We start from the raw sequence: 26,469 nt of genomic DNA, 5'->3' as shown, positions 1-26,469 counted from the left end.
CTTCTGGCTGACCGGGGCCGGATTGGCAATCACCCCAATGGAATTGGCAGCGTGGCTATCTCAAGGACCGTCCGCAGCAACCGTGGACCTACATCAAGTCGGCCGGCGCCCGCGGGCGCTGAGGTTTCGTCCCTTGGCCACCACACCGATCTCCGCCGACCGGATCGCCGGCGCAGTTGCCGCGGCACACGCCAGGCATAAGAAGAACCGCCGCGGCAAGAATGCAGCCTACATACCGGCATTGACCGAGGTGGACCCAAAGTTGTTCGGGGTCTGCGTTGCGACCGTTGACGGTCAGACATTTTCGGCTGGCGACGCCGACCGTCAGTTCGCGCTGGAGTCGATCTCGAAGGTCTTCACGGCCGCGTTGGCGATGGAGCAAGTCGGCGCGCGGGTGTTCCACCGCAAAGTGGGTGCCGATCCGACCGGGTTGTCCTTCAATTCGGTCATGGCACTTGAGCTGCACAACGGCATGCCGATGTCACCGATGGTCAATGCGGGGGCGACGACGGCGGCCAGCCTGGTGTCGGCCACCGACGCTGAAGACCGCTGGCGCCACATCTTGGCGATCCAAAGCGATTTCGCGGGGCGCGCAATCTCGGTCAGCGAGGAGATCACCGCCTCGGAGCGGTTTACCAACTTTCACAACCGCGCGATTGCGTGGCTGCTGCTGTGCGGCGGAAACATGTACTGCGACCCGATGGAGGCCTGTGACATCTACACCCGGCAATGCTCCACGTTGGTCAGCGCCACCGATCTCGCGATGATGGGTGCAACCCTGGCCAACGCGGGGATCAACCCGGTCACCGGCAAGCGCGTCATCAAACGCGCCAACGTGTCACACGTGCTGGCCGAAATGACGATGCAGGGTCTTTACACCAGTTCCGGTGACTGGGCCTATACCGTTGGGCTGCCCGCCAAGAGCGGTGTCGGCGGCGGGCTGGTCGCAGTGTCGCCCGGCAGACTGGCGATCGCCGCCTACTCGCCGCCGCTGGACAAGGCCGGCAACAGTGTGCGCGCCCAGGCCGCGGTCACGCAGATCGCGCACACCGTCAAGCTAGGGCTTTTCGATACGCAGCGTCGGGTCTGACGCACTACGTGTTCGCCGACAATTGCGCGGACACGAACAGAGCCTGCGGGGCGCCGTCGTCGAGCTGTGTCGGTATCGCGCGGCCATAACCGGCCATCAGCTCGGCCGATGATGTCACGCTCACCTGCCAGCCGTGGCGGCGAAGCCAATCGCCGACGTCTTCGCGGTCCTCGAAGTACCACAGCTCGTCGTTTCGCGGGACCTCGCGCTGCGGGTCGGCCTCGGCCATCAACACCCGGACCCGCTCCATCCGCTCGCGCCGCTGCGCAAGCGCCTCCTGCTCGGCGAAGTTGGGTGCCAGTCCCTCGACCGCGACCCGGCTGCCGGGGGCAGTGAGTCCCTGGATGCGGTCGAACAGCAGCTCTTGGGCCGTCGCCGGCAGATACATCAGCAATCCCTCGGCTGACCATGCACTGGGCGCAGCCGCGTCAAAACCAGCCTGCTGCAGCGCCGTTGGCCATTCTTGGCGCAGGTCCACCGGGACGTCGACGCGACGGCAGGTGGGCTCGCCACCATGCTCGTGCAACGTCGATGTTTTGAAATTCAACACCTGTGGTTGGTCGAGCTCGTAGACCGTTACACCGTCAGGCCATGGCAACCGCCACGACCGCGCGTCCAGGCCGGCGGCCAAGATCACCAGCTGACGGATACCAGCGTTGGCGGCGTCAAGGAAGAAGTCGTCGAAAAACTTGGTACGCGACGCGAAAAAGTCCAGCATCGACTGCATCCGCAGCGGCAGCTCCGGTTCGGCTTCGACAACCTCGGCGGGCAGCTTGGGAGCGCCGAACCAGTCCCACGGACCTTCGCCAGCAGCGTCGAGGAAAATCCGCGCGAACGGGTCGTTGATCAGCGGATCCTGGCTTTCGGTGTCGGCCGCGCGCGCCGCGGCCACACCCAGCGCCGTCGCGCCCACACTTTCGGTGATTTCCCAGGTGTCGTTATCAGTCCTCATACCACCCGACCCTACGTGAGCGAGGTAGGTACGGCGTCACGCGTATGCGTCCAATGAGCGCACGTCTTGGGAGGTCACGCGACAGCGTCATCGCTTGACCCGCATATCGATGCAGAAGAATCGGGGTCACCATGACTGACGGTTCCGTGCCGACATCGCGTCGACGCCACATCGTGCGGCTCGCCGTGTTCGCGGCCTTCTTGGGCGCGCTGTTCTATCTGCTGGCCGTCCGCCGCGTTGTCGACATCGAGGACGTGCGGCGCACGGTCAAGGCGACGGGGCCGGCCGCGCCGCTGACCTACATCGTGGGGTCCGCGGTACTCGGCGCGATCTTCGTGCCGGGCCCGATCCTGGCCGCCAGCAGTGGGCTGCTCTTCGGCCCGGTGCTGGGCGTGTTCGTGACGCTGGGTGCCACGGTGGGCACCGCGATCGTCGCGAGCCTGGTCGGCCTTCGCGCCGGCCGGGACAGCGCGCGGGCGCTGCTGGAGACTGGACGCCCCGACCGCGTCGACGCGCTAATCGAACGACGCGCGCTGTGGGCGGTCGTCGGCCAGCGTTTCATCCCCGGGCTGTCCGATGCGCTGGCGTCCTATGCATTCGGGGCGTTCGGAGTTCCGTTGTGGCAGATGGCTGTTGGCGCATTTATCGGCTCGGTACCGCGAGCATTCGTCTACACTGCGCTGGGCGCCTCGATCGGTAATCGGTCACCGTTGTCGGCATACGCGGCGATCGCGGTGTGGTGCGCGACCGCGATCGTCGGCGCGTTCGCTGCGCGGAGCGGATATCAAAAGTGGCGGGGTCACCACAGCAGCGAGCCGGATTCCGAACGCGACGCCGAGACATGCTGATCACACATCCAACTTTGGTCGCCTCTGTCCCACCAATCACGCTACCGAGCCACGATGCGAAATGCCCGCCTAGTAGCGACTTTTCAACGGCGAGCATGGCTCGACGAACCTCACTGTCAGTTGACAGCACCGGCATGCCGAGTGCGACTCATGCCTGCCGCGCGGATTCGACGCCCGTATGTCCAAAGTCGTCGCCTTTCCAGAGCAGCGGCTCCCGTAGGTCGGTCCATCATCGCTGGGACGGATGTTTCATATTGCCTTTCCTGCAGTCGCATGTAGGGATCGGATTCCTTTGTGGGGCTTGTGGAGGTGGTTGCCCATTATGATGCCAGCCGACGCTGACATCGTGGGCGTTTAGGCCCGAGTGCGGGAGCTGGTGTGTCGGGCCGATGGGTTGAGGTGGCCGGATTCGGTGATGCGGCAACGGCATTCGGACTCGATGTGCTCGTTCCAAGGGATGCAAAGCAGGTTGCCGGTGCCGCGGCGGGCGGTGAGCTTGCCGGTGTTGATCCAGTCGTAGACCACGCCGGTGCTGACGCCGAGCCGTTCGGCGGTGTCAGCGACACTGATCTCGCCGTCTGCGTAGGGGTTCGGGGCGGGGATGTGGTAGGCATGCCGGATCCATTGAACGGCTTTGGTGTCGAATGGGCGGCCGTGTCCGGTGGTCATCCCGGCGGCGTTGAGCATGCCCGCCAGCTCGTTGGTGGCGGTGGTCGGGCCGAGCCGGGTGACCATCTCGACCGCGGGCGAGGGACTGCGCACAGCTGTCCCGGGGTGAACGGCACGATCCACTCGGAGTTCGTCGGATGCGCCTGTGTGCCAACGGATCCCGATCCGGGCCTTGTGCTGTTCGGGTTCGGGGAGCAGGGTGATGCCGGCGATCACGGTGCGTAGCAGCCGTTTGCGGTCCTTGTGGCTGGTGGTGGGCGCGTGCCAGAGCCCGGGCAGATCAGCGGTGATTTTCTCCAGCTCCGCCCGCCCGGGCAGTGTCGGCAGTGTGTCCCGGGTCGCCGCGAGCGCCTGTCCGGCTTCGGCGAGGGCGGCGAGTTTGGCCTCCCACCGGGTTTCTAGGTTGCGGGCCGCGAGCCGGTTGTCCGGCTCGACTGCGTGGAAGGCGCGGTCGGCTCGATCGGCGTCGTAGCGGGCGCGTTCGACGGCGAGTTCAGCGGCCCGGCCGAGCCGCCGGTGCCGGTCGGCGACCTGGTCGGCGGGTCGGCGGCGGCGAGTGCAAGCGCGATCTCGTTGGGGTTCAACGCATTCAACAGCTTCTCGGTCACAGCCTCGTCGACGGTGGCCGCGGCGATCGACCGGCAGGTCGGCGTGGTGAGCCGGTCGGCGCGCCCGGAGCACTCGTAGGATGGCCGGTGATCGGTGTGGTAGTTGGTGCGGATCGGCTTGCCGCGAGATCCGCAGGCGATGATGCCCTGACACAGCGCCGGCCCCTCACGCGGCGGCCGGGCCCCGGCGTTGGTGCGGTTGGCCGCCAGGGCGGTCTCGTTGGCCAGGTAGTCGGCCCAGCCGAGGTAGCCCTCGTGGTGGTCGTGGATGCACACCGGCCACTGGGCGCGGGGCCGCTCAACCAGGCCGGTGTGCACGGCGCCGTCCGGATCGACCCGCCGCGTGGAAGTGTAACGGCCGTGCACGTACGCCCCGATCCGCCCGTATCCGTGTAATGAGATCGCGACATCCACGTGACCGAGGAACTGCGCCAGGCGGGCCGATTGATCAGGGCGAAAGCAAGCCGACGACAAGCGATGTGGATAGCGGTCGGGATGGCGCACCAGATACGCCGACGCGTCGGCCGCGTCGGCGGCGCGTTCGGCGATCACGTCGGTCATCTCCTCCAGGCCGCCGCCGTGAATGGCAAGGAAACCGAAGCGCGACCGCAGGCAGCTGACCTCGTTCACGCCGCCCTCGGCTAGCAGTTCGGAAAGCGCCTGTGGCGCAGGCGTTGTGGGCCGCGAGCGGGGGTGAGTCTAGCGAGCGGGATCCCATCGACGCAAAAAGTCGATCCAGCGCTGCGGCAACCCGTGATGCACCGCGCCGTCGATAATGCGTTCCAGGTAGCCGGGTCGCGGCGGGCCCGGATGCACCCGGTGGTCGATGTACACCCAGGCATCTGACGGCCCGTCATCGGTGTGCACGGTCAGCTGATCGCGCCGGTAACGCCGCGGCACGCCCTCAGCGCTGTCCAAGGTGGCCAGGTCGTGATCGGATAGCTGCCAGACGACGCCGTGCACCGCGGTGCCGTCGAACGGCTCGACGGTGGCCACGCCGCGCTGATTGATCAACCAGTCGTGGTCGGCCAGCACCGCCCGCCGGGGGTTGGCGGCGTCGGGGCATCGCTGCGCCATCTGTCGCGCGCACAGGTTCGACCCGTACGCGAAATAGGTATGACGTCGCGCCGTCACGATCTTGATGTTAGCGGAGCGAAGTACCTAGCCGACGAAGGGGCGATGAGTCGAATGGATCCCGTCTCCGGATGCTACGTGTCCGACCAAGTCCCGCACCGACTCTTGGGCCGGCGACAGCGAGACGGCGATCTGATCGGATGATGGCCGTGAGGTTAATTCCGGCGCGTCATGCTGTCGGCACCGGCGGTTCGGTGCAACGATGACTCAATGAGCGCTGAGGTCGACGACACCACGCGGGACCGGGACACCATCGAACGGGAACTGCGGTTGCTGGCCAGCGTTCGTAGCGCTTATCGCCTGCGGGGCGGAGCGCCGCCCCCGGTAAGTCAGATGGATGCGCTGCTGGACGAGCTGCTCGAACTCGGCCCGCCGGTAAAGCCGAAGGCCAAAGCCGTTCGCCCTATGCCGAGCCGCTCGCCGTCAGGTAGATCAGCGCCGCGTTCAACACGCTGATCATCACCCCGACTACCCAGCCAATAGCGGTCGTGATGCGGTGATTGACGTCGCCTCCCATCAGCGCCCGGTCGCTCGTCAGCCGAACCAACGGCAGCACCGCGAACGGAATGCCGAACGAGAGCACGACCTGCGACAGCACCAATGTTCGGGTTGGGTTGGCACCCAGGGCCAGAATCACCAGCGCGGGCGTCAGCGTCACCAGCCTGCGCACCAACATGGGGATCGACCGGTAGAGCAATCCCTGCATGATCATCGCGCCGGCATATGCGCCCACCGACGCCGAGGCCAAGCCAGAAACCAGCAATCCGATCGCGAAGAACACCGCGATCGTGGGGTTTACGGTGTCGCGCACGGCGGTGTAAGCGCTTTCGATGGAACCGGTGTGGCCGCGCCCGCGCATATTGAGCGCAGCGACCAGCAACATCGCGGCGTTCACCGCCCCGGCTACCAGCATCGCGAGCCCGACGTCCACTCGGGTGATCTGCAGTAGCCGACGTCGCCGCGGCCCCGGCTCGGGGTGGCCGTGCCGGTCGCGGGCCAGGCCGGAATGCAGGTACACCGCATGCGGCATTACGGTCGCGCCGAGGATGGCGGCGGCAAGCAGCACGCTTTCCTTTCCGCGGAAGTGCGGGACCAGCCCGCCGATGACGGCATCGGGCGGTGGCGTTGCGACGAAGAAGCTGGCGGTGAATCCGATCGCGATCACGACCAGTAATCCGGTGATCACGCGTTCGAACAATTGCTGGCCGCGCTGGTCGGAGATACTGAGCAGGAGCAGCGACACGGCCCCGGTGATCAGCCCGCCCGCCAGCAGCGGCAGGCGAAACAGGATGCGCAAGGCGATCGCACCGCCGATCACTTCGGCCACGTCGGTGGCCATCGCGACGACCTCGGCCTGCGCCCAATACGCCAGCCGGGCGCGCCGTCTCAGCTGGGCTCCGATTGCTTCCGGCAACGAGCGCCCGGTCACCAGCCCGAGCTTCGCCGACAGGTACTGCACCAAGCCGGCCATCACGTTGGCGATGACGATGACCCACAGCAGCAAGAAGCCGAACTGCGCGCCGGAGCTGACGTTGGCGGCCACATTGCCGGGGTCGACATAGGCGATTGCAGCGACGAAGGCGGGGCCCAGCAGATACCAGCCCGATTTGAGCGGGGCATGGGTCTCCTGCATCGCCTAACTCACTTTCCCATCGGCAAATAAGAAAGTTAGGCTAGCCGAAACGTCTAGCCCGCGGCGTAGAGGCCGCGGCCGGTGACCAGCGGCAGATCCAACGTGATCCGGATTCCAGCCGGGGCGGCCACCACGGCGGGGATGGTGTTGACCACGCGCATCGCGGTGGCCACCAGGCCGGCGTAATTGTGGTCGCCGTGGCGGCTGCTCAAGCAGACGTCGACGCCATACGACGGTTCGCCGGTGATCTCGATGCGGTAGGAGCCACCGGCATGAGCCGGCTGCGGCCAATCCGAGCACAGGTCACCGTGCGCGCCTCGGAGGCCGCCGTGGTCGTTGTCCTCGGGTCGCATCGCGGGGTTGCGGGAGCACCGCGGGGAGGTGATCGGTGCGGCGGTGTGGCCGGCGATCATCACCGTCGCTGAGCGTGATCGGGTGTTGGCGCGTATGGCGGCGCGTTCGGTGACCAAATCCCGCACCGCACGCACGTATCTGTTGTCGGGGATGTTGCGCTGCGGGCGCTGCGGCAACCTCCTGGCCGCTGGCATCAACAAGATGCCTGGTGAAACCCGCCAATGAGGGCACGGGATGTTGTTTGAGACATTTGAGGCGGGTGGGACGAATGTGGAATGGTAGATTTTGTGCCATGAGAACAACCATCGATCCAGCAGGGCGTTTGGTGATCCCCAAGAGAATTCGTGATCGCCTCGGCTTGCGTGGGAACGAGCAGGTGGAGATTACGGAGCACGATGGCCGAATCGAGATTGAACCGGCGCCGACCGATGTCGAACTGGTTCGGGAAGGTTCAGTCCTCGTCGCACGGCCGGACGCCCCGCTGCCCCCGTTGACCGATGAAATCGTTCGCGAGACGATGGACCGCGTGCGGCGGTGATCGCCCCCGACACCAGTGTTCTTGTTGCCGGATTCGCCACGTGGCACGAAGCGCACCAATCCGCCGCGCGTGCCCTCAGTCGGGGCGTTCATCTGGTCGCACACACTGCGGTGGAGACCTATTCTGTCCTGACCCGCTTGCCACCACCGCATCGCGTGGCGCCTGCGGTCGTCCAAGCGTATTTGGCTGATGTCACATCCGCCGACTACCTCACGCTGGATGGGCGACCGCATCGTGAGTTGATCAACCACCTGGCTATCCACAACGTCACCGGCGGCGCAGCCTACGACGCGCTGGTCGGATCGACGGCGAAGGTTGCTGGGGCGACACTCCTGACCCGCGACCGGCGAGCAGTCAGGATCTACGAGCTGATGCAAGTGGAATACGAACTGGTGACCTGACCACTCGCGTCGCCAACGATTCCTACGCTCGTCGCCCAAGCACCGTCCCCGCTCGCTGATAGCGCTGAGCGGAACAGCAGGCAGACTAGCGACGACTTGTCACCAAGCTCAAATTCTCTGCCGAAAACACCCCTGCCAGGTGGGTTCTGGATGCAGTGGGGGTCGACTGCGGGTCTATGACGGCCACGCCGTGAGCGCGGCACGGGCGAAGTCGACGGCGTTTCGGGTCGGCGGCTCCCGTCGGTCTGGGTCAGATCGTGCACGCTGCAAGAAGCCCAGCCGGCGCAGTGTGTCCTTGACGTCGGAGATAGCGGCTGCCGCCGACTGCGCTGTGATCGGGGAACCGTCGCCGCCCATCCACCCCAGCGCGTCGAGCAATTCCGCCACGATCGTTTCGATGTTGTCGCTGGTCTCGGCGGCCAACGCGGCCAGATACAACAACCCAGCGTCGTAGACACTTCGGTCGGCGGATGCGACCGGTGTCCGTTCGGCCAGGTGCCACCACAAACCGACGGGATCACTGCGCAGTGCCTTTCCCCGTGCGGTCGCGAGCAGTCGGCCGCGGTGCTTGCGCAGCAACCCGACCTGTTGCGCTGACTGACGCAGGTGCAGCACCGGATAGGTGAGATCCTCGCGGTTGCCGGCCCCGATCCACACCTTGTCGTACCCGAGCTCGGTGAACGCGGCCTCAACGTGTGCCGGCGGCAGGTAGCCGGCCTGGGTCAGTGTGATGCCGCCGTCGCCCACCCGCTCCAACAACCACGCGTAAGGTCGTACCGCCGTGGCGGCTGCGTCGGTGTCGATCAACACCGGATCGTCAAGTCGCGCGCTGGCCAGCAGTTGCCGCCACTGGCGCTGCCCGTACGTGGTCTGCATGCCGTCGAGGAGATCCCCTGGCGGGCCGGTGATTTCGTGTGGGGACGCAATGCTGCCGCGATCGGCCAACACACGGTTGATCCGGTCGGGGTCAAACTGTGTCGGCACCCAATCGCCAGGATCAGTTTCGGGACCGTAGATTTCGGCGTAGTGGTCCCGGGCTGCGGCATGGTCGGGGTGTTTTGGATCGGTGGCCGCGACCGGCAGCGCGTATCCGCCGACACCGCCGCAGTCCTCGGCGGGGCCGGGTTGGCGCCCGCCGGTGCAGATCGCCTGTGGCGCGGACGCCTCGCGTGCCAGCACCGCCTCTAACCGGATTACATGCTGCCAGTCGTCACCGAAATCGTATGCGTAGAAAAGTTTGTCGCCGACATCGACGAGCACCTCATCGAGCCGGACCTGCGCAAGTGTCCGGATATCGGCAGACCCGAGTCCCGCCAGCGCCTCGTCGATGATCCGCTGGGTATCGTCGTTGTCGCTTCCCACGCTGGCGACGGTAGCTCACCGGGCGTGGTGCTGTCAGACATCCCAGGAGCTTAAATGTCAAGCGGCGGTTTGTTGATCTTGATTGTGGGACGGCCAGGCGGTGGCTTCGTCGTAGAGCGTGCGGGTCTTGAGGCAGCCGTGCAGGATTCCGACGAGCCGGTTGGCGAGCTGGCGCAGCGCGGGGTTGTGGCCGAGGCCGCGGGCGCGTTGCTTGTCGTAGTAGGCGCGTGCGCCGGGCGAGGCGCGCAGCGCGGAGAACGCCTGCGTCATCAGCGCGTCGATGAGCCTGTCCTGATGCACGAACCGCGCGAGCACGACCTTCTTCTTGCCGGAGGCGCGGGTGATCGGGCTGGTTCCGGCGTAGTTCTTGCGGGCCTTCGCGTCGGCGTACCGTGCTGGGTCGTCGCCGAATTCGGCGAGCACCCGGGCGCCGAGGATCGGTCCCAGGCCGGGCTGCGACAGGATGATCTCAGCGTCCGGGTGCCGGTGAAAATGCTCCTCCACCTGCTCTTGCAGGATCGCGATCTGCTCGTTGAGGGTGGTGAGCACGGCCACGATCGAGCGGGTGGCAGCCGCGTACGCGGTGGTGATCACCGGGTCGCGGCCGAGCTGCTCGCCGCGCAGCGCGTCCTGGATCCGGCTGGTCTTGGTGTCGATGTCGCGGCGACCGGCGCGTTTGAGCGCGGCCCGGATCTGGCTGCGGTTCAGCTTCGCCGCCGACGCGGGGTCGGGAGCTCTGCCGAGCAGTTCCAGCGCATCGGCCGCGTCGAGATCGTCGAAGGCTTCCAGCGCGGCGGGGAAGTACTCGCGCAGCGCGTGCCGCAGCCGCTGGGTGTGGCGGGTGCGGTCCCAGATCATCGTCTTGTGCGAGCGGGCAACAACTTTCACCGCCTCGGCTGCCGCGCTGTCGCCGGCCACCGGGCGCAGCTGGTGCGAGTCGGTGCGGACCATGTCGGCCAGCGTGTGTGCGTCCGCCGGGTCGCTCTTGGCGCCGGAGACGCTGTGCCGCTCCCGGTACCGGGCCACCGACAGCGGGTTCACCGCGTACACGGTGTATCCGGCCGCGATCAGCGCGGCCACCCACGGGCCCCGGTCGGTCTCGATTCCGATCGCCACCTCGGCCATGTCGGCGTCGGCGCCCAGCTCGGCGCCGATCATCGCGTGCAACCGCGCGATCCCGGCCGCGCCCTCGGGCAGCCGCGCCCTGGCCAGCCTGCGTCCCGCCGAGTCCATCAGTTCGACGTCGTGATGATCTTCCGCCCAATCGTCGCCCACGTACAGCAATTTCGCCACTCCTCGCTCCTGTCTGCAGTTGTCCGGGTTACAGCCCGGCAGCGTGCGGGAGAGCTCTCGGCGACCTAATGAAGCAGTGCTCACGCCACGCGGGGCGGGCACGACATCCCATCAGCGATCCCTTCTCCCGGGCGAACCGGTGGGGGCGACGATCTGACATCAGGACTCGAAATCCAGGAGGCATCAGTGCTCACCCACCGGCCGCTACCGATAGCAAGTCTGCCCGAAGGCCGCACCCGCTAATACTCATTAGGATGGCTGGGTGGACCACCTGGAGTCGACGGAGATCTGCGACGTCACTGACGCGCTGGGCCTGTGGCGGCGGCTGCGGAACCTGTCAAACCATTTGAGACGTGTCAGGCTGCTTGTTCTGTGTCGGTGTTCTCCTTCGGTGGTTCGTTGATCCAGGCTGCTTCGGGCAGCTTGGGTGGGGCGGGTTTGCGGCGGAACCGCTGGGGGTGGGCTGCGTAGGCGGCGGCGAGGGTTTCGGCTCGCCGGGCGCGGATAGCATGGGCGGTGCAGTCGTGGATGTCGGACGACGATCTGAACCGCATCGCGGAGGCCGGATGGCGTGCGCCCTCGGCACAGAACCGCCAAGCCTGGGACTTCGTCATCGTCACCGACAAGCCTCAGTTGCAAGAGCTTTCGACGGTCTGGCAGGGCGCCGGTCACATCGCGGGGGCCGCGGCCGCGATCGCTTTCGTGATTCCCGAACCGCCGAGCGAACGCCGCAAGGTGACCGACCAATACGACGTCGGCCAGGCCACGATGGCGGTGATGATCGCGGCCACCGACCTTGGCATCGGCACCGGCCACTCGTCGGTGGGCGATCAGGACAAGCCCCGCGCGATCCTCGGCGTGCCCGACGGCTACCTGGTGGCCTACATGCTGAGCGTCGGCTATCCCGCTGACCGCCCGCTCAAGCCCATCTGCAAACCGAATCGGTGGCCCTTCAATGAGGTTGTCCACCACCGACATTGGTGAATGTCGCTTGGTTCCCGGACGTTGTTCATACCGTCAGTGACTGGTAGCACTTCTGCTACCATCGGGTTTAATGGCAACAATTCCGCAGAAGGAACTCCGCAACAACGTCGGCGCGGTGCTGCGCCGTGCGGAGGCGGGCGAGCAGATCACGATCACCGTCGCTGGCAGGCCGGTGGCACAGCTGGGCCCAACCAACGGAAAGCAATGGGTCGGCGGTGAGACGTTACGCGCTGTGTGGCGCACTCCAGCTTCAAAGACCCTCGACGCTGATCTTGCGAAATTCTCCGCATCGCTTGACAATCCGTTCGAGTAGCTATGCGCGCGCTTGTCGACACGTCGATACTCATCGGAGAAGAGCCACCGCCGGACGTCGAGGCGGCGATCAGCGTCGCCTCGATCGCCGAGCTGCACTTCGGCGTTCTTGTCACCGCTGACGACGATGAACGCGCCATCCGTATCAGCCGCTTGAGCGCCGTTGAATCCACGTTCGACGCGCTCCCCGTTACGGCTGAGATTGCGCGCGAATGGGGCCGTCTTTCGGCCGCTGTGCGCAATCGTGGCGGGCAGCCGCGTCGGCGGTCAATCGACCTGGCTATCGCGGCTACTGCAAACGTTCACGGCGTTCCACTTCTGACCCACAACGTGGGCGATTTCCAAATCATCAGCGATCTCACCGACGCTCGTCATCCGTCGGAGCCGGGGTCGCCCAGAGCTAAGGCGGCCCACGAGTAGCCGAGCACGCCACCTACACCGCGAGTACGCCGCGCAGACCCCGGTCGACGTCTTGCATGAGGATCGGCGGCACTCACCCCGCCCAACCGGAGAGGTCGGTCTTGTTCAAGGTGATCAGTGCAGTGACGTTGACGACCGAATCACCAGGCAGCCCGGACACCGTGGCAGGCACGAATACGTTGCCGGACATCGCCGCCAGCCCGGTGTCCGAGGTGATCACCGATGCGAGCACGGTGGCCAGCCGGCTCGCGGCTAGCACAATGCGCGTGGCCGGCCAGGCTTGCGCTCCCACCTCTCCGCGAACTTCCGGACAGCAGCCGCATCCCACACCGCACCACCACGCAACTCCGCCAACGGTGCCGGAAAACCCGCCATGGAACGCAATTTGTGCACACGCTGCCGCGACACACCCAACTCGCGCCCGATCTCAACCGCAGACATCAACTCCGGCATCGTTGGCTCACCAGCGCGGCGGAACAACTCAGCCTCGGTGATGACCTCCACGCCGATCGGGCGAGCACCAACCACATGCTCAACAACGTCCGACAACTTCCGCCCCGCATCCCAGATATCGATGTCGGCCGGCGCGTGCACCGTCACATCAACTACGCCGCGCCTAGGCCGCGACGCATGACCGTCGTACTCCACCAGCTGATCCGCCCACCGATCCATCTCCTCCATCGGCGGATCAAGCGGGTAGGTCAAGGTGATGACCCACTCACTCATCGCTCTTATCCTCCTTCGCGCGCTGGGCTCGCTGTTCCTTCTTGCTTGGTGGCGGTACTGCCAAACCCCGCTTGCGAAGCTCGACCGCTAGCTCGGCCATCCGCCGGGCGGGGCGGCTCGGTGTCGCCGGATAGTCGGCGACATGGTCACCGTTCGGGGCGTAGAACCGGGTGTGCCCGCTCGCGTCGTCCTCGACGGTCCACCCCTGGGACCGCGCCCATTCGGCGATCTTCTTGATGTCCCGGTTCATACTGCGCTTACCATTTCTACCTGTCAACAGAATAATGGTGCTGAGGTCCGGCCTCCGCTGCCACGGGCCACAACCACGCTGAACGAGTTCTGCAAGCTGACGTCTGCTGTAGGTGCCGGGAGGCATCGGTTTGCTCGTCACATTTCGCGATGACGCGGACGCGGTCGCACGCTGTGACGCTATCGGCGCGGGTGTTGCCCGACGTCGGTCACTACCCGCGCCGGGCTCAGCGACCTGACCGGAGGGCGTCGGGGGTCCACGCCGGCCAAGCCGACGAGCCGACGAGGAAGCCGTCGTTCATCTGCGCGATGATGCGGGGGCCTTGCAGCGCGCTGTTGTCGTACACGGTTGTCGAATCGCATCGGCTGGTCGCGGCGGCGACGAGCCCCCAAAGACGTTGGTAGCGTTCGCGAATCTTATCCTCGGGCACATGATGTCCGCCGGCGCTGACGCGGTGCCGGACCCGCTCGACCGCGAGCTCCTCGGGGATCAGCATGACATGCAGGACGATCGTGTAGTCGCCCGCGTGGGCGGTATCGATCAGTTCGAGCTTTGACGGATGGGAGAACACCGTCTCGGCGATGAACGATGCGCCCACCTCGATGAGCCTGGCCCTCGTCTCTGCCGCCACCCGCGCAGCCTGATACGCATGCGAGGCGGGGTCATCGGGCCAGCGTTGTCGGGCGATCTCGTCGGCATTGACGAAGGCACTGCCGGGCAGCAGCGGCGCCAAGGTGAGTTCGACGAACGTCGACTTGCCGGCTCCGTTGGGTCCGACGACCAGATCGAGCCGCTTCATCGGGTGGGCGCGGCGCGGGCCTTCCTGCGTCGTGGCGCTCGCCGTTTCGTGGCCAGCACGACCGAGGACCCATCAGGGCGGTGCTCGACGATGTCACCGTTCTCGTCGAGGGCCACGGTGGTGATGCCGCGCTCGGCCAGCAGCGTCCCGTAATTCGATCCCGCCAATCTCTCTTCGACGGCCGCGGCGATCTCGGCGTTGAACACCGCGCCCTCTTCGACGCTCAGCTCGCGCAGCTCCAGATCGCCGGTCAGCGCGGCCTCGACCCGGCGCCGGGCCGCCGTCTGCTGACTCGACACCGCGCGTCCCACCCGCGCCCAGTGGTCGAGCTGCTGCTTGGCCGAGCGGCTTTGTCGCGCACCCTCGGCGGCCGCGCTGTCCATTAGGTCGGCGGCGACGCGGGTCACTCGATCAGCGGTGTTCGCCATAGCGCCTCCCTGATGTAGCAACCTGCTTCAACGGTAGCACATTGCTACAGGTTGAGCCGTATAGTCGATAGGACCGCCTACGACGTCCGCTGCGAAAGAGACCTCAAGGCGAACACCGTCAAAGGTGTTGCGGTACAGCAGCGGCCAGCCGTGCAGCAGGCCGCGCCACTGCAGCGGAACGGCGGAGGCTCCGTAGGCGGCACCGAGCAGACCGCCCGCGATCGCGGCGACGGTGTCGGTGTCATGACCCGCGCGCACAGCAGCATCGAGTGCCAGCCGAAAATGATCGGCACGGAATACCCCGCGAGCTGGATCGTCAACGGGGACGGGCGTGGTCGCGATCGCCGACCACGCGCGCGTCCAAAGCAGTTGGCTACTGCGCCGGGCGTCAGCGAGCAGACCTCGACAATGACGAGCTTCTGCGGCTCGCCGTGATTTCGGCGACTTCAGCGTCAGAGATCCATGCGCCGGTGTCGGGGTCACGCACCGCTCCGGGGTATTTGACCGGCGTCCAGGCATCCTCGCCGATGATGGCGATCGCCGCGGTTACCGAGCGGTTCTTGGTCAGCACCAGCCAGAAGCGGGTCCCGGCTCGCCGGCAGGTGGCCACGACGACGCCCTGGCCGCCTGGAGGACGAATCGCCGCGCACCAGGATCTGCCCGCTCACCCCGGCAGCACGCGCGGTGGCCACGGCTTGGGCGATCATGCGGGCTGCGCCTTTATCGGAGTTGGTCTTGCCCGCGCGCACTCGCGCCCCGGCGATCACCGGGGCAGCGTGCTTGGCGCTGATCGTGGCGACCAATGGGGAGAGCCCTTTGCGCAGGATCTGCATCACAAGCCCCAAGTGAGAAAACCTCAAATAAACAACTGTCCGAAAACGGCCGGGCAGGTCACCCCGACTGGAATGCTGCCGCGCGGCCGCGCATCCCGCCGCCATTGCTCGACACCTACGACCGTAATGGCGATGCGCGCCGCGCGCTCGACGCGATAACTCCTGCCCGCACCACACTGCCCGCGTGGCGTATCGTGCCGCCGGCCCCGGCCGAACAACTGCTGGGCCTCTATCACCAGGCCGAGGCGGAAACCGGCGCGGCGGGTCGCTACCTGGCCGCGAACAACTTCGCCACCGATCGCGATCACGCCATCTACCGCTACAACCATGCCGGCGACTATGTGCGCGCGGTGAATCAATACGCCGCGCTGATCGGTGGCGACCCCGCCGCGTTTGCCGGCTACTACCGATGGGACGTGTACTGCCGCACGACCGCTGGAGATGTGTTGCTGCCCATCGGATATTTTGCAGCAGAACCGATTCCGGCTGCGGACTACATCGCGGCCCACCCGCAGTGAGTCACGCTTTTGCAGCAGGGCGCCTGCGGCCGTAGCGGGTGATGGCAGCGGGCCTGACGTTCGATCGGGATCCGTCACGCCTATCCTGGCCCGAGTGGCCGAACCGTCCGTCGCAGAACTGCGCACGAAGTTGGCGAGCCTGACGTTTCGTGACACGGCCCGCCTGGGCAGGCGACTGAAGAATCTGCGCACCGCGGATCCGGCGAAGCTGAGGCAACTCGCCGCGCAGGTCGCCGCGGCCGAGGCGCTGGTTGCCGGCCGGCAGGCCGCGGTTCCGACGATCACATACCCGGACCTGCCGATTACCGCGCGGCGTCAGGAAATTGCCGACGCCATCCGGTCGCACCAGGTCGTAGTGGTCGCCGGCGAGACCGGATCGGGAAAAACCACCCAGTTGCCCAAAATCTGCCTCGAGATAGGTCGCGGCGTGCGCGGGATGATCGGGCACACCCAGCCTCGCCGGCTCGCCGCTAGGACCGTGGCGCAGCGCATTGCCGACGAGGTGGGCAGCCCACTGGGTGACGTGGTCGGCTACACGGTGCGGTTCAACGACCAGGTCGGGGCTCGCACCCTGGTCAAGCTCATGACCGACGGCATTCTGCTCGCCGAGATTCAGCGCGACCGTCGATTGATGCGCTATGACACCCTGATCATCGACGAGGCGCACGAACGCAGCCTCAACGTCGACTTCCTGCTGGGCTACCTTCATGGTCTGCTGCCGCGCCGACCCGACCTGAAGGTGATCGTCACGTCGGCCACGATCGAGCCGCGGCGGTTCGCCGACCACTTCGGCGGCGCACCGGTGGTCGAGGTGTCGGGTCGCACCTACCCGGTGGAGATCCGGTATCGACCGCTCGAGGTGCCGGTTCGCTCTGACGCGCAGGGCAATCCCGACGACCCCGACGACGAGATCGTTCGAACCCAGATCCGCGATGAGGTCGAGGCCATCGTGGATGCGATTCACGAACTCGAGTCCCAGCCACCCGGAGATGTCTTGGTGTTCTTGTCGGGCGAACGCGAAATCCGCGACACCGCTGAGGCTTTGAGCGGTCTGCAGCATACCGACGTCCTCCCGTTGTACGCTCGGCTGCCGACGGCGGAGCAGCAGAAGGTCTTCGCGCCGCACACTCGGCGCCGCGTCGTGCTGGCAACCAACGTCGCCGAGACATCCCTGACCGTTCCGGGCATCCGGTATGTCGTCGACCCGGGTAGCGCGCGCATCTCGCGCTACAGCCGGCGATTGAAGGTGCAGCGGCTGCCCATCGAACCGATTTCGCAGGCCTCGGCGCAGCAGCGGGCCGGGCGGTGCGGTCGCGTCGCGCCGGGCGTGTGCATTCGCCTGTACTCCGAGCACGATTACGACGCTCGGCCGCGCTACACCGACCCCGAGATCCTGCGGACGAACTTGGCCGCGGTGCTGTTGCAGATGGCGGCGCTCGAATTGGGCGATGTGCAGAATTTCCCGTTCCTGGACCCACCGGACCGGCGCAGCATCGGTGACGGTGTGCAGCTCCTGCAGGAACTCGGTGCGTTCGACCGGCAGGGCGAGATCACCGACCTGGGCCGACGGGTGGCGCGACTGCCCGTGGACCCGAGGTTGGCGCGCATGATTGTGGCCGCCGACAGCGAAGCATGCGTGCGCGAGGTGCTCATCGTGGCCGCGGCGCTGACGATTCCCGACCCGCGAGAGCGCCCCGCCGACCGGGACGAGGCCGCCCGCCAGAGCCACGCGCGCTTTGCCGACGAACACTCCGACTTCATCTCCTATCTCAATCTCTGGAACTATCTGCGGGCACAACGAAACGCTCTTACCGGCAATGCATTTCGCCGAATGTGCCGCAGTGAATTCCTGCACTATCTCCGGATCCGGGAGTGGCAGGATCTGGTCGGGCAGCTGCGTGGTATCGCGCGCGATCTCGGCGTCGTCGAATCCGCTGAGCCGGCCGACGCCGCACAACTACATGCGGCGCTGCTGGCAGGATTGCTCTCACACGTTGGGATGCGCCGCGAGGACGGGAAAGAGTTTCTCGGAGCTCGCAATTCACGATTCGTCTTGGCGCCTGGGTCGGCCCTGGGCAAGCGCCCGCCGCGCTGGGTGGTGGTGGCCGAACTCGTCGAGACCAGCCGGTTGTTCGGGCGCACTGCGGCGCGTATCCAGCCGGAGGTGGTCGAGCGGGTGGCCGGCGACCTCGTGCAGCGCAGCTACAGCGAACCGCATTGGGACGCAGCGCGGGGCGAGGTGATGGCCTACGAGCGGGTGACGCTCTACGGTCTGCCGCTCGTCACCCGCCGGCGTGTCGGGTATGCCCGGATCGAACCGGCGGTGGCGCGCGAGCTGTTCATCAGACACGCACTCGTCGAGGGGGACTGGCTGACCCGCCACCACTTCTTGCGCGACAACGCCCGACTACGGGCTGAAGTCGCGGAGTTGGAGGAGCGGGCCCGCCGTCGCGACCTCCTGGTGAGCGACGACGAAGTCTTCACGTTCTACGACAGCCGTATTCCCGCGGACGTCGTCTCGGCCCGGAATTTCGACGCGTGGTGGCGTAAGCAGCGGCACACCACGCCGGAGTTGCTGACCTTGAGCCGCGACGACCTGTTACGCAACGACGACGCCGACGCCGAGCGGCCGGACACCTGGCAATCCGGCGACGTCACGCTGCCGTTGAGCTACCGGTTCGAGCCCGGCGCCACCGACGACGGGCTCACCGTTCATGTTCCGATCGACGTGCTCGCCCGGCTTGGCGGCGACGAGTTCGCTTGGCAGGTACCCGCATTGCGGCAGGAGTTGCTGACGGCCCTGATCAGGTCATTGCCGAAGGACCTGCGCCGCAACTTTGTTCCCGCTCCCGACACCGCCCGTGCCGTGCTGGCCGGGATAACGGCGACGGACGGGGAGTCGCTGCTGGCGGCATTACAGCGTGAATTGCGGCGTCGCACCGGCATTATGGTTCCCATCGATGCTTTCGACCTGGAGAAGCTTCCGGCGCATCTGCGGGTGACCTTCGCCGTGGAATCCTCCGACGGCACCGAAGTCGCACGAGGGAAAGACCTCGCGACATTGCAGCAAAGGCTGGCGGCGCCGGCACGTCAGGCCGTAGCTACCGCTGTTGCCGGCGACCTGGAACGCGCCGGATTACGAAGCTGGCCAGCTGATCTCGACGATCTGCCCCGGGCGGTCGAGCGGACGGTCGAGGGACGCGTGGTGCGCGGCTATCCCGCCTTTGTCGATACCGGCAACGCCGTGGACCTACGCATGTTCGCCACAACCGGACAACAGGCCGACGCGATGGGCGCCGGCCTGCGACGGATGATCCGGATGAGTGTGCCATCACCGGTCAAAGCGATTGAGCGCCGGCTTGACCCGCGCACCCGACTGCTGCTGGGCAGCAATCCCGACGGCTCACTTGCCGCGCTTCTCGACGACTGCGCGGACGCCGCCGTCGACGCGCTGGTCACCGAACCGGTCTGGGAGCGCGACGCGTTCACCGCGTTACGCGACCGGGTCGCCACGACTTTGGTGGCGACGACGTCGGCCGTGGTGGGCGACGTCAAGGACGTGCTGGCCGTAGCGCACGAGGCGCAGGTGGCGATGCCCACCGAACCATCGGATGCGCAAGCTGCGGCGATCGCGGACGTCCGCGCTCAGCTGGATCGTCTGCTACCCCGGGGGTTTGTGACCGCGACCGGCGTTGCGCGCCTTCGCAATCTGGCCCGCTACCTGACCGCGATCCGGCACCGCCTTGGCCAGTTGACCGGCGGTGTCAACGCCGATCGAGAAAAAATGGCGACGGTGCACGCGGTCAGAGACTCCTACGACCAGCTGATCCGAGCGCTGCCGTCAGCACGCACCACCGCACCCGACGTCGCTGACATCGCATGGCAGATCGAGGAATTACGAGTGAGCTTGTGGGCCCAACAACTCGGCACCGCACACCCGGTCAGCCCGCAACGGATCTACCGGGCGATCGACGATGCCGCGCAACGTGATTGAAGCCGTGATCAGCTGCCGGCGCTGATGATCTTGATCGCAAAGATCAAGCTGTCGCCCTTCTCGATGCCAGCTTGCGGCATACCGTCGGGGTAGCCGTCGGCTGAGCTCATCGCGACACCGACGGTGGAGCCGACCTTTTGACCGGCGATCGCCTTCTGAAAGCCCGGTACGACGCCGCCGAGGGGGAACTGCGCCGGAGTACCGCGCTCGTTAGGAGCTGTCGAAGACTTTGCCGTCACGACCGTCAACGCCCATGTAGCACACCGTCACGGTCGCCGTGGGTGCCATGACCGGGCCGTCCCCGGCATGCAAGGTGTGGACCTGAGTCTCGGACACGCTGAACGGCCGTGTGACAGTGATCAACGGCGCGTTCTTATCCGTCGAACCCGTCACCGCCACGCTGCCGGTTGCCCCGCTCAGCGTCCACTCCGGGGTACCGGGACCGCCTGGAGCCTGGTGGGACAGCCGCTGTCAGCGGTCGGCGGCGCTGCTGCCGTCATGGCGGGTGCACTGGCGAGCGCGGTGGACGTGCTCGGCGCCGAAGACGGCTTGTCTGATCCGCATGCGGAGAGCGCGACGACCGCCCACGCAACGCTGGCGGCGAGCCCAATGGTGGAGGACATCCGGGAACAATTCACGGTCGCCACGTTACCGCCGAGCGTGAGCGAATCCATTAGGGTGACCGGGACGGCAGCTATGGCGATGCGCCACGCAGGCCCTCACAGCTATCGACACCGCCGAGCTTCCTGACGAATCGGTGACCAGCGCGATAACGCTGGCCGAGAACTCCGAGCGGCCACGCACCCGCGCTAGGCAGCCGCGGGAAGACGAGGCCGTCGAGGAGTTCTTGTTCAGGTCGCTTGCCAATCCGTCTCGCCGCCCGGTATGCGGCCGGGCGAAGGTTTTCGTGGAATGAACGCAGTTGGTTAACGCGAACCAGTTCGGTGACCTACCTGCGCCCCTCAATCAGGGCCGTCAGTCGGAGCAGCTTGCAGCTATAACTGCGAACCGATGGGTAGCGACGACTGTCGCTGCGCGTACTCGACAAACGCGTTCAGGGTGGCGATCAACCGCATGTCCTCGACGGTGCGGGCTCGGCTGTTAAGTAATTCGCCGGTGCACACAAGGTAGGCCAGACAGCGGGCACGGCTGATGGCGACGTTGAGCCGATTGCGGGAGAACAGGAAGTCCGCGCCGCGGGTGACGTCGTCACCGCTAGAGGTCGCCATGCTGAAAAAGACCACTGCGGCCTCACGGCCCTGGAACTTGTCGACGGTCCCAACCGGTACTCCGGCCGTGCGCGGGTCACTGTCTAGTCGGCCCCGAACCATATGAACCTGATCGTTGTAAGGCGCGACGACCATGAAATCGCCTGTGGCCAATGGCTTTACCACACCCTCGCGATCGGTCCATTTGGTGCCGATCAGCCGGCCAATCTCATCGGCGATGAGCTCAGCTTCCTCTGCGGAACAGGTGGTGTTGTCGTGGTGCTCGGCGCGAAGCCAGCGCAGCCCAGTTCCGGCGACCGTGGATTGTCGAGAGCAGTCGGAATGACTGCCCAACCGGCCCCCATAGATCTGCTCCGAGATGAATTCACATACATCGGGATGCATGCGGCGGGTCTCAGACAAAAAGACGCCTCGGTAGTCGGACAAGGTGGCGTCGGTGCTGAGTATGTGCTGGAGGACACTTTTCCCGCTCCCGTCGGAGTGGAGGGCCTGAGCGACCTGTGCCAGTTGCAGCGGATCACCCAGCAGTATCAAATTTTTGGCCGAGCACGACGCGGCCAAGGCGTCGGCGAGCGATAACTGGCCGGCTTCGTCGATCAATAGGACATCCACGGGCGCGCTCTGCATATGGTTGGACGAGAACAGCCAGGTTGTTCCGGCGACCAGGTTGAATTCGCTTTTCGCACAGATGGCGTTGCCGCCGTGAGTGATACCGAGAAGCCGGGTGGGATCGCTGCCGGCATTGCGTACCGCGTTGAGGCGTTCGGCATCACCATTGGCCTTGAACACGGCAAGAACTTCGTCCAGCAGATTGGCGATCGCATGGTGGCTCATCGCAGTGATACCCACCCGGAAGCCGGCGAGGATCAGGGCATGCACGAGATGCGCACCACTATAAGTCTTTCCGCTCCCCGGCGGTCCCTGAATGGCAACGTAGCTGTTGTCAAGCCGGGTCACCCAGTCGGTCACGTCGGACAGGTCGTCACTGAACTTGCCGCCAGCCGGCCTGGGTCCAGCGAACCGTGGCAGCTCTCGGCGCAGCAGCGACATCGTCACCGCGTTGTGCGGACGGTCTTCCAGCATATCGTCAGCGAAAGCTTGCAATGCCAGAGCTTTTGGCTTCGGATCGACCCAATCGTTTAACACCACCACCCGCGGCAAGTACCCTGTCTCCTCGAGCTTCTGGCGCCAGACCAGATCCACCTCGCCCGCCTCGCCGTCGAGCCGATCGATGGTTGCATAGCAAAGCTGAGCGTCCGGAATGACAAACATGACTGCACCGCCCTGTCGTGGGAACCGGTCACACGCCTGGGGCGGGAAGGTAAACCGCATCGCCGGGATGATCGGCTTGCCATTCTTACCGACCCGCGCGACAGACCCGATGGCCCTCAAGTCGGCCAGAGCGCCGGGGTTCTCCAGCACCTCCGCAGGGTCTTCTTTCAGAGCCGCCATCTTCGGCGCGATGTAGGCCCGCCACTCCCGCCACCAGTAGCCCAACAGGTCACCGAGCAGATACTGGTCCGTTTCCGGGTCGAACTGATGCAGACGGGTCACTCGCTCATCAAGCTCCGGAATGCCGGGTGGTGGTTCTAAATATGAGTCGCGCCAAGGCATCGCCGCGGGCCGATACTCGTTCAACCAATTACGCAGCGCCAGCGTCGCACGGACATCGTCTTCGTTGTAGGCCGCGATGGCGTCAAGATCGGATTGGTCCCTGTCGGCCATGTAGTGCTCATACCGGACGACGGCGCCCGCGCCTCTATCGATCTCATGACTGCGCTCAAAGTCGCTAAGTCGCTCAACATACTTCAACCCGTAAGACTCCACGCCCGCCTGAATGCTGTTGTGCGCCACGACATACAGATCGACGAATGCGCCTGTGTCGACCAACTGGGCCAAGGCTGCTTCCGCGACTCCGTGAGACTGGGTCAGTTTCTGCAATTCGGAGCGCTCGGTGTGGTTGTAGTGGAAGATGTGCATGTCCGGGAACTGTTCGCGGCGTTGCGTCAAGTAGTTCACCAATTCGGTAACCGCGGTGGATTCCTGCTGTTGATCATGGGCCCACCACGTTCGGTAGCGCCAGCATCCGTCGCTATCGCGTTCCAACAAGCCGAACAGGAAGAACAACCCGAGGTCGGCGCGCCAGAACGGGTCGCCCTCGAAGTCGAGAAACACATCCCCGTCGTCGGGCTGCGGCAGTTTTTCCAGGCCGTGCCCCCACTCCGTATCTGTGCCCGGAGTGATGAGCGAGAACGGCGGCGGTTCGTCGGGTCGCGAAGTTGCCCGAACCTGCAGTGCGGCCTGATCCGCCAACCGTGCCAGCCGCTCGGGTCGCAACCCGTCCACCTGGTCTGGGGTCTGCGCTAGCTGAGTCAACGTGGCAACGCCGGCAGTCGTCAACGCGGCGATGTCAAGCTGGCGAATGTCCGCCACATAGATCAGCGAGTCCTCGCTACGCCATTGCCGCTCGCAAAGCGAGTAGAACTCGCAGAACTCGCAGTGCGAGCACGGTCGCGGGACCGTCGGCCCCGTCGGGCCGGCGACCAAAGCGTCGGCAAGTTGGCTTCGCAACCGCCGCCAATAGGGAAGGAAATCGTTCACCCGCAACGTCTCCCGCCGACCCGAACCCAACCAGATATGCATGTGCGGTGGCGGTTGGCCGGTGAGCGCCTCGATAGCCTCGGAGTAGAAACACAGCTGAAGCACATGACCGGGCTTCGCAGCCTCCCGCGTCAACTTGGCATCCACCGCTTCATACGACACTGTGTGGCCATCGGCGACGCGCTCAACGAAGTCGGCGATACCGCGGACGCCGTCGTGGATGAACGGCATCTGATAAACCACGTCCCAGCCGTCCTCGAACGGATTTCCGCCCCGCTTCACCCACGCCGAGAACGTCTCACCGTCCCGCCGCGGTGAAACGTCGAGAATCGACTTACCCCGCCGTAGGTAATCTGCGCGGCATTCTTGCTCGTGGACGAGACCCTTCTGCATCAGCAGCCGGGCGAACGACCCGAACGATGGTTCGGGCTCGGTCAGAGAGCCGGTGTCGACCTGGTGCCGCAAAGTCAGGTAGTGCGGGCAGTCCACCCACGCGGTGACCTTGGAAGGCGTCATCAACCGTTGCATCGGGTGCCCCGCCGTCATCGCATCATCCTCCTCAACGGTGACCATATTCGGGTGGACGGACAACTGTGCCGCGTTTGCGGTCAACCCCGGTGGAGGCGCCGCCGATTCCACGTCGTGTTGAGGATCCTGCTCCTGCGTGTTGCCGAGCGGTATGCGGCGGGGAGAAGGCGCATCCGGAAAATGAACGTGCTAAACGTCCGCAATCGATCGGATGAATCGACGCCGCGATCCGGGACGCCGGGGGGCGTCCACGGTGTGTTGACGTTATCCATATAGTGACGCGTTCAATTCGGCAATCCGGTCACGAGCAAATAGCTTGTCGCCGTAGAGGTAGAGCTCGCTTGCTGGTGTCGGCCGGACCTCGGCGAGCCGGGAGCCTCGACTTCGAGGAGCTGTGGTGCTTCGAGGCAGCACTGACGTCGGGGACTGGTTGCTCGAGCATGGCTGGGATGTGTCGGTGCTGACGACCGAGGACATGATGGCCCTCTATGACCGCCACCCTCCGGAGGGCATCGGGGACGGGTCACCGGATACCTTGTTCGTGTCGGCGTAACGGTCGCTGTTGTAGCGACTAGGTCCTGTTACATGTAACATCGCCGTATGACTGAACGCAGAGTTCGACACCGGGTCGCCGCCCATCGGGAGCGTTTGCGCCGACAGGGCTTGCGGCCGGTGCAGATCTGGGTCCCCGATGTCCGGGCGCCTGGATTCGCGGCTGAGGCTCATCGCCAGTCAGCGTTGGCGGCGGCCAGTCCCCATGAAGCTGATGATCAGGCTTTTGTCGATGCGATCTCGTCGTTCGGCGACGACGAGGAGTGAGACGGGGCGAGCTCTGGACGGCCGCGGGCGGCAAGCACTATGCCGGCAAACCGCGCCCGGTGCTGATTGTCCAAGACGATCGGTTTGATGCGACGTCCTCGATTACGGTCTGCCCGTTGACCAGCGATCCCACCGAGATTCCGCTGTTGCGGGTTCCGCTGGATCCCGATGACAGCAACTGCCTGGATGCACCGAGCAGCATCATGATCGACAAGATCACGACGATGGCGCGGTCCAAGCTCGGTGCGCGCATCGGCAAAGTTTCGGATGCCGGTATGCTCGCGCTCTCCCGCAGTCTGGTGGTTTTCCTCGGCTTCGCATGAATAGGGCAGGCGCTGCGGCGCCCAACCGATCACACGAATCCTTCGTCGACGAGGATTGCGCCTTCGGAGGTGATGAGGTGGGCCTGACCGGAGCCGCCGACGATCCGGCACCAGCTCTTTACATCGAGAATGTCCTCCAGCAATGTGATGTGGAAGCCGCCGTACATGCCGGGCACGGGGAACCAGATCTGCTGGTCCGGAACCTCGTGCATGATCTCGACGGGCGGGTAGCGCAACACCTTTCGGGGATCGCGGCCGTCGTAGAGCACGCCACGGATTCGGCTGTCGATCACCTCGCCAAGGTGCTTGTCCAGCGCACGGATTTGCTCGGGCGCCAGCGGTGAGGGCGGTGGTTTCAGATAGCGCTCACGCAAAACCAGGAACTTGCGCTGCTGTACCGCAACACCTTTGACGGTGTTCGCCTTGAGGTCTCTTTCGCAGCGGATGTCGTAGGCGGTGCGTCCACGGGAATCAGTCAGCGAACGCAGGGCGCCGCGCCGGATCAGTTCTCCCGTGCCAGGCCGCTTGGTGTAGAACGGTGAACCACGCGGGTCCGCCGGGACCCCCGGTCGCGGCAACTTCTGCGATCGCGATCGCCATCGCGGTGTCGTCGGTCCACTCCCCGGCCTCCCAGCCGCGGCCACCGCCCATGGTGACCTCGAGCTCGGGACCGCGGGGCTGTCCGAACTCGTATGGCGCGCCGAGTGCGTCGCCTGCCGCAGTGCCTAACAGAACCCCTTCGACGCGGTCGTTTCGTGACGTCATGGCTACCATCCCCTCGACAAATAGCGTTTGCGCGTTTGTGAGCTAATTGCCTTCACTG

25 protein-coding genes and 9 pseudogenes are annotated in these 26,469 nt (G+C 65.6%); 15 read left to right on the top strand and 19 right to left on the bottom strand.

The window, feature by feature from the left end:
- Window positions 1-133: 133 nt before the first annotated feature.
- Entirely contained in the window at window positions 134-1,090 is a 957-nt protein-coding gene (glsA, locus tag M5I08_RS26500) for a glutaminase A (RefSeq protein WP_219067443.1), read from the top strand.
- 4 nt (window positions 1,091-1,094) lie between these two features.
- On the opposite strand, the gene M5I08_RS03145 is transcribed toward glsA, so the two are convergent.
- Window positions 1,095-2,042, bottom strand: coding sequence for a class I SAM-dependent methyltransferase (locus M5I08_RS03145; RefSeq protein ID WP_219067388.1), 948 nt, complete (start codon window positions 2,040-2,042; stop codon window positions 1,095-1,097).
- A gap of 131 nt (window positions 2,043-2,173) precedes the next feature.
- Between M5I08_RS03145 and M5I08_RS03140 the strand changes: the two genes are divergently transcribed.
- On the top strand, window positions 2,174-2,890 hold the full coding sequence (locus tag M5I08_RS03140; RefSeq protein ID WP_219067387.1) for a TVP38/TMEM64 family protein: 717 nt from the start codon (window positions 2,174-2,176) through the stop codon (window positions 2,888-2,890).
- Window positions 2,891-3,244: 354 nt separating this feature from the next.
- On the opposite strand, the gene M5I08_RS03135 is transcribed toward M5I08_RS03140, so the two are convergent.
- The 3 genes and pseudogenes from M5I08_RS03135 to M5I08_RS03125 form a co-directional block, all read right to left on the bottom strand.
- Entirely contained in the window at window positions 3,245-3,775 is a 531-nt protein-coding gene (locus M5I08_RS03135) for a helix-turn-helix domain-containing protein (RefSeq protein WP_219067386.1), read from the bottom strand.
- Window positions 3,776-3,957: 182 nt separating this feature from the next.
- Window positions 3,958-4,443 (bottom strand): recombinase zinc ribbon domain-containing protein, encoded by a 486-nt coding sequence (locus M5I08_RS27245; protein ID WP_249763286.1) that lies wholly within the window; start codon window positions 4,441-4,443, stop codon window positions 3,958-3,960.
- Between the two features lie 96 nt (window positions 4,444-4,539).
- Window positions 4,540-5,301, bottom strand: a pseudogene (locus M5I08_RS03125) (gamma-glutamylcyclotransferase); the annotation flags it as partial.
- 210 nt (window positions 5,302-5,511) lie between these two features.
- Here M5I08_RS03125 and M5I08_RS03120 point away from each other — a divergent pair.
- Window positions 5,512-5,757, top strand: coding sequence for a hypothetical protein (locus M5I08_RS03120; protein WP_219067385.1), 246 nt, complete (start codon window positions 5,512-5,514; stop codon window positions 5,755-5,757).
- Here the strand turns inward: M5I08_RS03120 and M5I08_RS03115 are convergent.
- Window positions 5,705-6,934: an Nramp family divalent metal transporter gene (locus M5I08_RS03115; protein ID WP_219067384.1), complete on the bottom strand. Its 1,230-nt coding sequence runs from the start codon at window positions 6,932-6,934 to the stop codon at window positions 5,705-5,707. The genes M5I08_RS03120 and M5I08_RS03115 overlap by 53 nt on opposite strands.
- A gap of 53 nt (window positions 6,935-6,987) precedes the next feature.
- Window positions 6,988-7,239: pseudogene (locus M5I08_RS03110) on the bottom strand (diacylglycerol kinase); the annotation flags it as partial.
- Between the two features lie 31 nt (window positions 7,240-7,270).
- On the opposite strand from M5I08_RS03110, the pseudogene M5I08_RS03105 reads away from it, so the two are divergent.
- The 3 genes and pseudogenes from M5I08_RS03105 to M5I08_RS03095 all read left to right on the top strand — a co-directional run.
- Window positions 7,271-7,471: pseudogene (locus M5I08_RS03105) on the top strand (recombinase family protein); the annotation flags it as partial.
- A 109-nt stretch (window positions 7,472-7,580) separates the two neighbouring features.
- On the top strand, window positions 7,581-7,826 hold the full coding sequence (locus M5I08_RS03100; protein ID WP_219067383.1) for an AbrB/MazE/SpoVT family DNA-binding domain-containing protein: 246 nt from the start codon (window positions 7,581-7,583) through the stop codon (window positions 7,824-7,826).
- The gene (locus tag M5I08_RS03095; RefSeq protein ID WP_219067382.1) at window positions 7,823-8,227 is read left to right on the top strand and encodes a type II toxin-antitoxin system VapC family toxin; all 405 of its coding nucleotides are present in this window, start codon (window positions 7,823-7,825) and stop codon (window positions 8,225-8,227) included. The genes M5I08_RS03100 and M5I08_RS03095 overlap by 4 nt, the downstream gene beginning before the upstream one ends.
- 174 nt (window positions 8,228-8,401) lie before the next feature.
- On the opposite strand, the gene M5I08_RS03090 is transcribed toward M5I08_RS03095, so the two are convergent.
- Window positions 8,402-9,589 carry a plasmid pRiA4b ORF-3 family protein gene (locus M5I08_RS03090; protein ID WP_219067381.1) on the bottom strand — a complete coding sequence of 396 codons (1,188 nt, stop codon included), beginning with the start codon at window positions 9,587-9,589 and terminating at the stop codon, window positions 8,402-8,404.
- 57 nt (window positions 9,590-9,646) lie between these two features.
- Window positions 9,647-10,873, bottom strand: coding sequence for an IS110 family RNA-guided transposase (locus M5I08_RS03085; protein WP_249763285.1), 1,227 nt, complete (start codon window positions 10,871-10,873; stop codon window positions 9,647-9,649).
- Window positions 10,874-11,410: 537 nt separating this feature from the next.
- On the opposite strand from M5I08_RS03085, the gene M5I08_RS03080 reads away from it, so the two are divergent.
- From M5I08_RS03080 to M5I08_RS03070, 3 genes are all read left to right on the top strand, one after another.
- Window positions 11,411-11,866, top strand: coding sequence for a nitroreductase family protein (locus tag M5I08_RS03080; RefSeq protein WP_219068320.1), 456 nt, complete (start codon window positions 11,411-11,413; stop codon window positions 11,864-11,866).
- Window positions 11,867-11,936: 70 nt separating this feature from the next.
- Complete coding sequence (locus M5I08_RS03075) at window positions 11,937-12,179, top strand: type II toxin-antitoxin system Phd/YefM family antitoxin (RefSeq protein ID WP_219068321.1); 243 nt, start codon at window positions 11,937-11,939, stop codon at window positions 12,177-12,179.
- A gap of 2 nt (window positions 12,180-12,181) precedes the next feature.
- A complete protein-coding gene (locus tag M5I08_RS03070) occupies window positions 12,182-12,598 on the top strand; it encodes a PIN domain-containing protein (protein WP_219068322.1) in 417 nt (138 codons plus the stop codon).
- Window positions 12,599-12,671: 73 nt separating this feature from the next.
- Here the strand turns inward: M5I08_RS03070 and M5I08_RS03065 are convergent.
- The 7 genes and pseudogenes from M5I08_RS03065 to M5I08_RS03035 form a co-directional block, all read right to left on the bottom strand.
- Window positions 12,672-12,848, bottom strand: a pseudogene (locus M5I08_RS03065) (type II toxin-antitoxin system PemK/MazF family toxin); the annotation flags it as partial.
- 2 nt (window positions 12,849-12,850) lie between these two features.
- Entirely contained in the window at window positions 12,851-13,324 is a 474-nt protein-coding gene (locus M5I08_RS03060) for a hypothetical protein (RefSeq protein WP_219068323.1), read from the bottom strand.
- Window positions 13,317-13,574 (bottom strand): hypothetical protein, encoded by a 258-nt coding sequence (locus tag M5I08_RS03055; protein WP_219068324.1) that lies wholly within the window; start codon window positions 13,572-13,574, stop codon window positions 13,317-13,319. The genes M5I08_RS03060 and M5I08_RS03055 overlap by 8 nt, the downstream gene beginning before the upstream one ends.
- A gap of 226 nt (window positions 13,575-13,800) precedes the next feature.
- Window positions 13,801-14,373, bottom strand: coding sequence for an ATPase (locus M5I08_RS03050; protein ID WP_219068325.1), 573 nt, complete (start codon window positions 14,371-14,373; stop codon window positions 13,801-13,803).
- Entirely contained in the window at window positions 14,370-14,801 is a 432-nt protein-coding gene (locus M5I08_RS03045) for a TA system antitoxin ParD family protein (protein WP_219068326.1), read from the bottom strand. The genes M5I08_RS03050 and M5I08_RS03045 overlap by 4 nt, the downstream gene beginning before the upstream one ends.
- 27 nt (window positions 14,802-14,828) lie before the next feature.
- A pseudogene (locus M5I08_RS03040) lies at window positions 14,829-15,155 on the bottom strand (ADP-ribosylglycohydrolase family protein); the annotation flags it as partial.
- A gap of 55 nt (window positions 15,156-15,210) precedes the next feature.
- Window positions 15,211-15,631, bottom strand: a pseudogene (locus tag M5I08_RS03035) (IS1380 family transposase); the annotation flags it as partial.
- 32 nt (window positions 15,632-15,663) lie between these two features.
- Between M5I08_RS03035 and M5I08_RS03030 the strand changes: the two are divergent.
- Together M5I08_RS03030 and hrpA are read left to right on the top strand one after the other, a co-directional pair.
- A pseudogene (locus tag M5I08_RS03030) lies at window positions 15,664-16,152 on the top strand (lytic transglycosylase domain-containing protein); the annotation flags it as partial.
- Between the two features lie 94 nt (window positions 16,153-16,246).
- Window positions 16,247-20,146 (top strand): ATP-dependent RNA helicase HrpA, encoded by a 3,900-nt coding sequence (hrpA, locus tag M5I08_RS03025; protein WP_219068327.1) that lies wholly within the window; start codon window positions 16,247-16,249, stop codon window positions 20,144-20,146.
- 8 nt (window positions 20,147-20,154) lie between these two features.
- Here the strand turns inward: hrpA and M5I08_RS03020 are convergent.
- Window positions 20,155-20,769 (bottom strand): annotated as a pseudogene (locus tag M5I08_RS03020) (FKBP-type peptidyl-prolyl cis-trans isomerase).
- Between the two features lie 134 nt (window positions 20,770-20,903).
- Between M5I08_RS03020 and M5I08_RS03015 the strand changes: the two are divergent.
- Complete coding sequence (locus M5I08_RS03015) at window positions 20,904-21,062, top strand: hypothetical protein (protein WP_249763093.1); 159 nt, start codon at window positions 20,904-20,906, stop codon at window positions 21,060-21,062.
- Between the two features lie 79 nt (window positions 21,063-21,141).
- Here the strand turns inward: M5I08_RS03015 and M5I08_RS03010 are convergent, their stop codons facing one another.
- The gene (locus tag M5I08_RS03010; protein ID WP_219068328.1) at window positions 21,142-24,522 is read right to left on the bottom strand and encodes a TM0106 family RecB-like putative nuclease; all 3,381 of its coding nucleotides are present in this window, start codon (window positions 24,520-24,522) and stop codon (window positions 21,142-21,144) included.
- Window positions 24,523-24,901: 379 nt separating this feature from the next.
- On the opposite strand from M5I08_RS03010, the gene M5I08_RS03005 reads away from it, so the two are divergent.
- Genes M5I08_RS03005 through M5I08_RS02995 form a run of 3 tightly spaced genes read left to right on the top strand, consistent with a single transcriptional unit; the run spans window position 24,902 to window position 25,646 of the window.
- Complete coding sequence (locus M5I08_RS03005) at window positions 24,902-25,057, top strand: hypothetical protein (protein WP_219068329.1); 156 nt, start codon at window positions 24,902-24,904, stop codon at window positions 25,055-25,057.
- Window positions 25,058-25,104: 47 nt separating this feature from the next.
- Window positions 25,105-25,323 (top strand): antitoxin MazE family protein, encoded by a 219-nt coding sequence (locus M5I08_RS03000; RefSeq protein WP_219068330.1) that lies wholly within the window; start codon window positions 25,105-25,107, stop codon window positions 25,321-25,323.
- A complete protein-coding gene (locus M5I08_RS02995; protein ID WP_219068331.1) occupies window positions 25,320-25,646 on the top strand; it encodes a type II toxin-antitoxin system PemK/MazF family toxin in 327 nt (108 codons plus the stop codon). The genes M5I08_RS03000 and M5I08_RS02995 overlap by 4 nt, the downstream gene beginning before the upstream one ends.
- Before the next feature lie 29 nt (window positions 25,647-25,675).
- On the opposite strand, the gene M5I08_RS02990 is transcribed toward M5I08_RS02995, so the two are convergent.
- Together M5I08_RS02990 and M5I08_RS02985 are read right to left on the bottom strand one after the other, a co-directional pair.
- Entirely contained in the window at window positions 25,676-26,224 is a 549-nt protein-coding gene (locus M5I08_RS02990) for a hypothetical protein (protein ID WP_249763468.1), read from the bottom strand.
- A pseudogene (locus tag M5I08_RS02985) lies at window positions 26,211-26,411 on the bottom strand (ADP-ribosylglycohydrolase family protein); the annotation flags it as partial. The gene M5I08_RS02990 and the pseudogene M5I08_RS02985, both read right to left, overlap by 14 nt.
- Between the last annotated feature and the right edge of the window lie 58 nt (window positions 26,412-26,469).

The organism is Candidatus Mycobacterium methanotrophicum (genome assembly GCF_023515995.1).
Classification (GTDB): domain Bacteria; phylum Actinomycetota; class Actinomycetes; order Mycobacteriales; family Mycobacteriaceae; genus Mycobacterium; species Mycobacterium methanotrophicum.
Note: the sequence above shows the minus strand (reverse complement) of the source record. Positions and strands in the feature narration are given on the sequence as shown.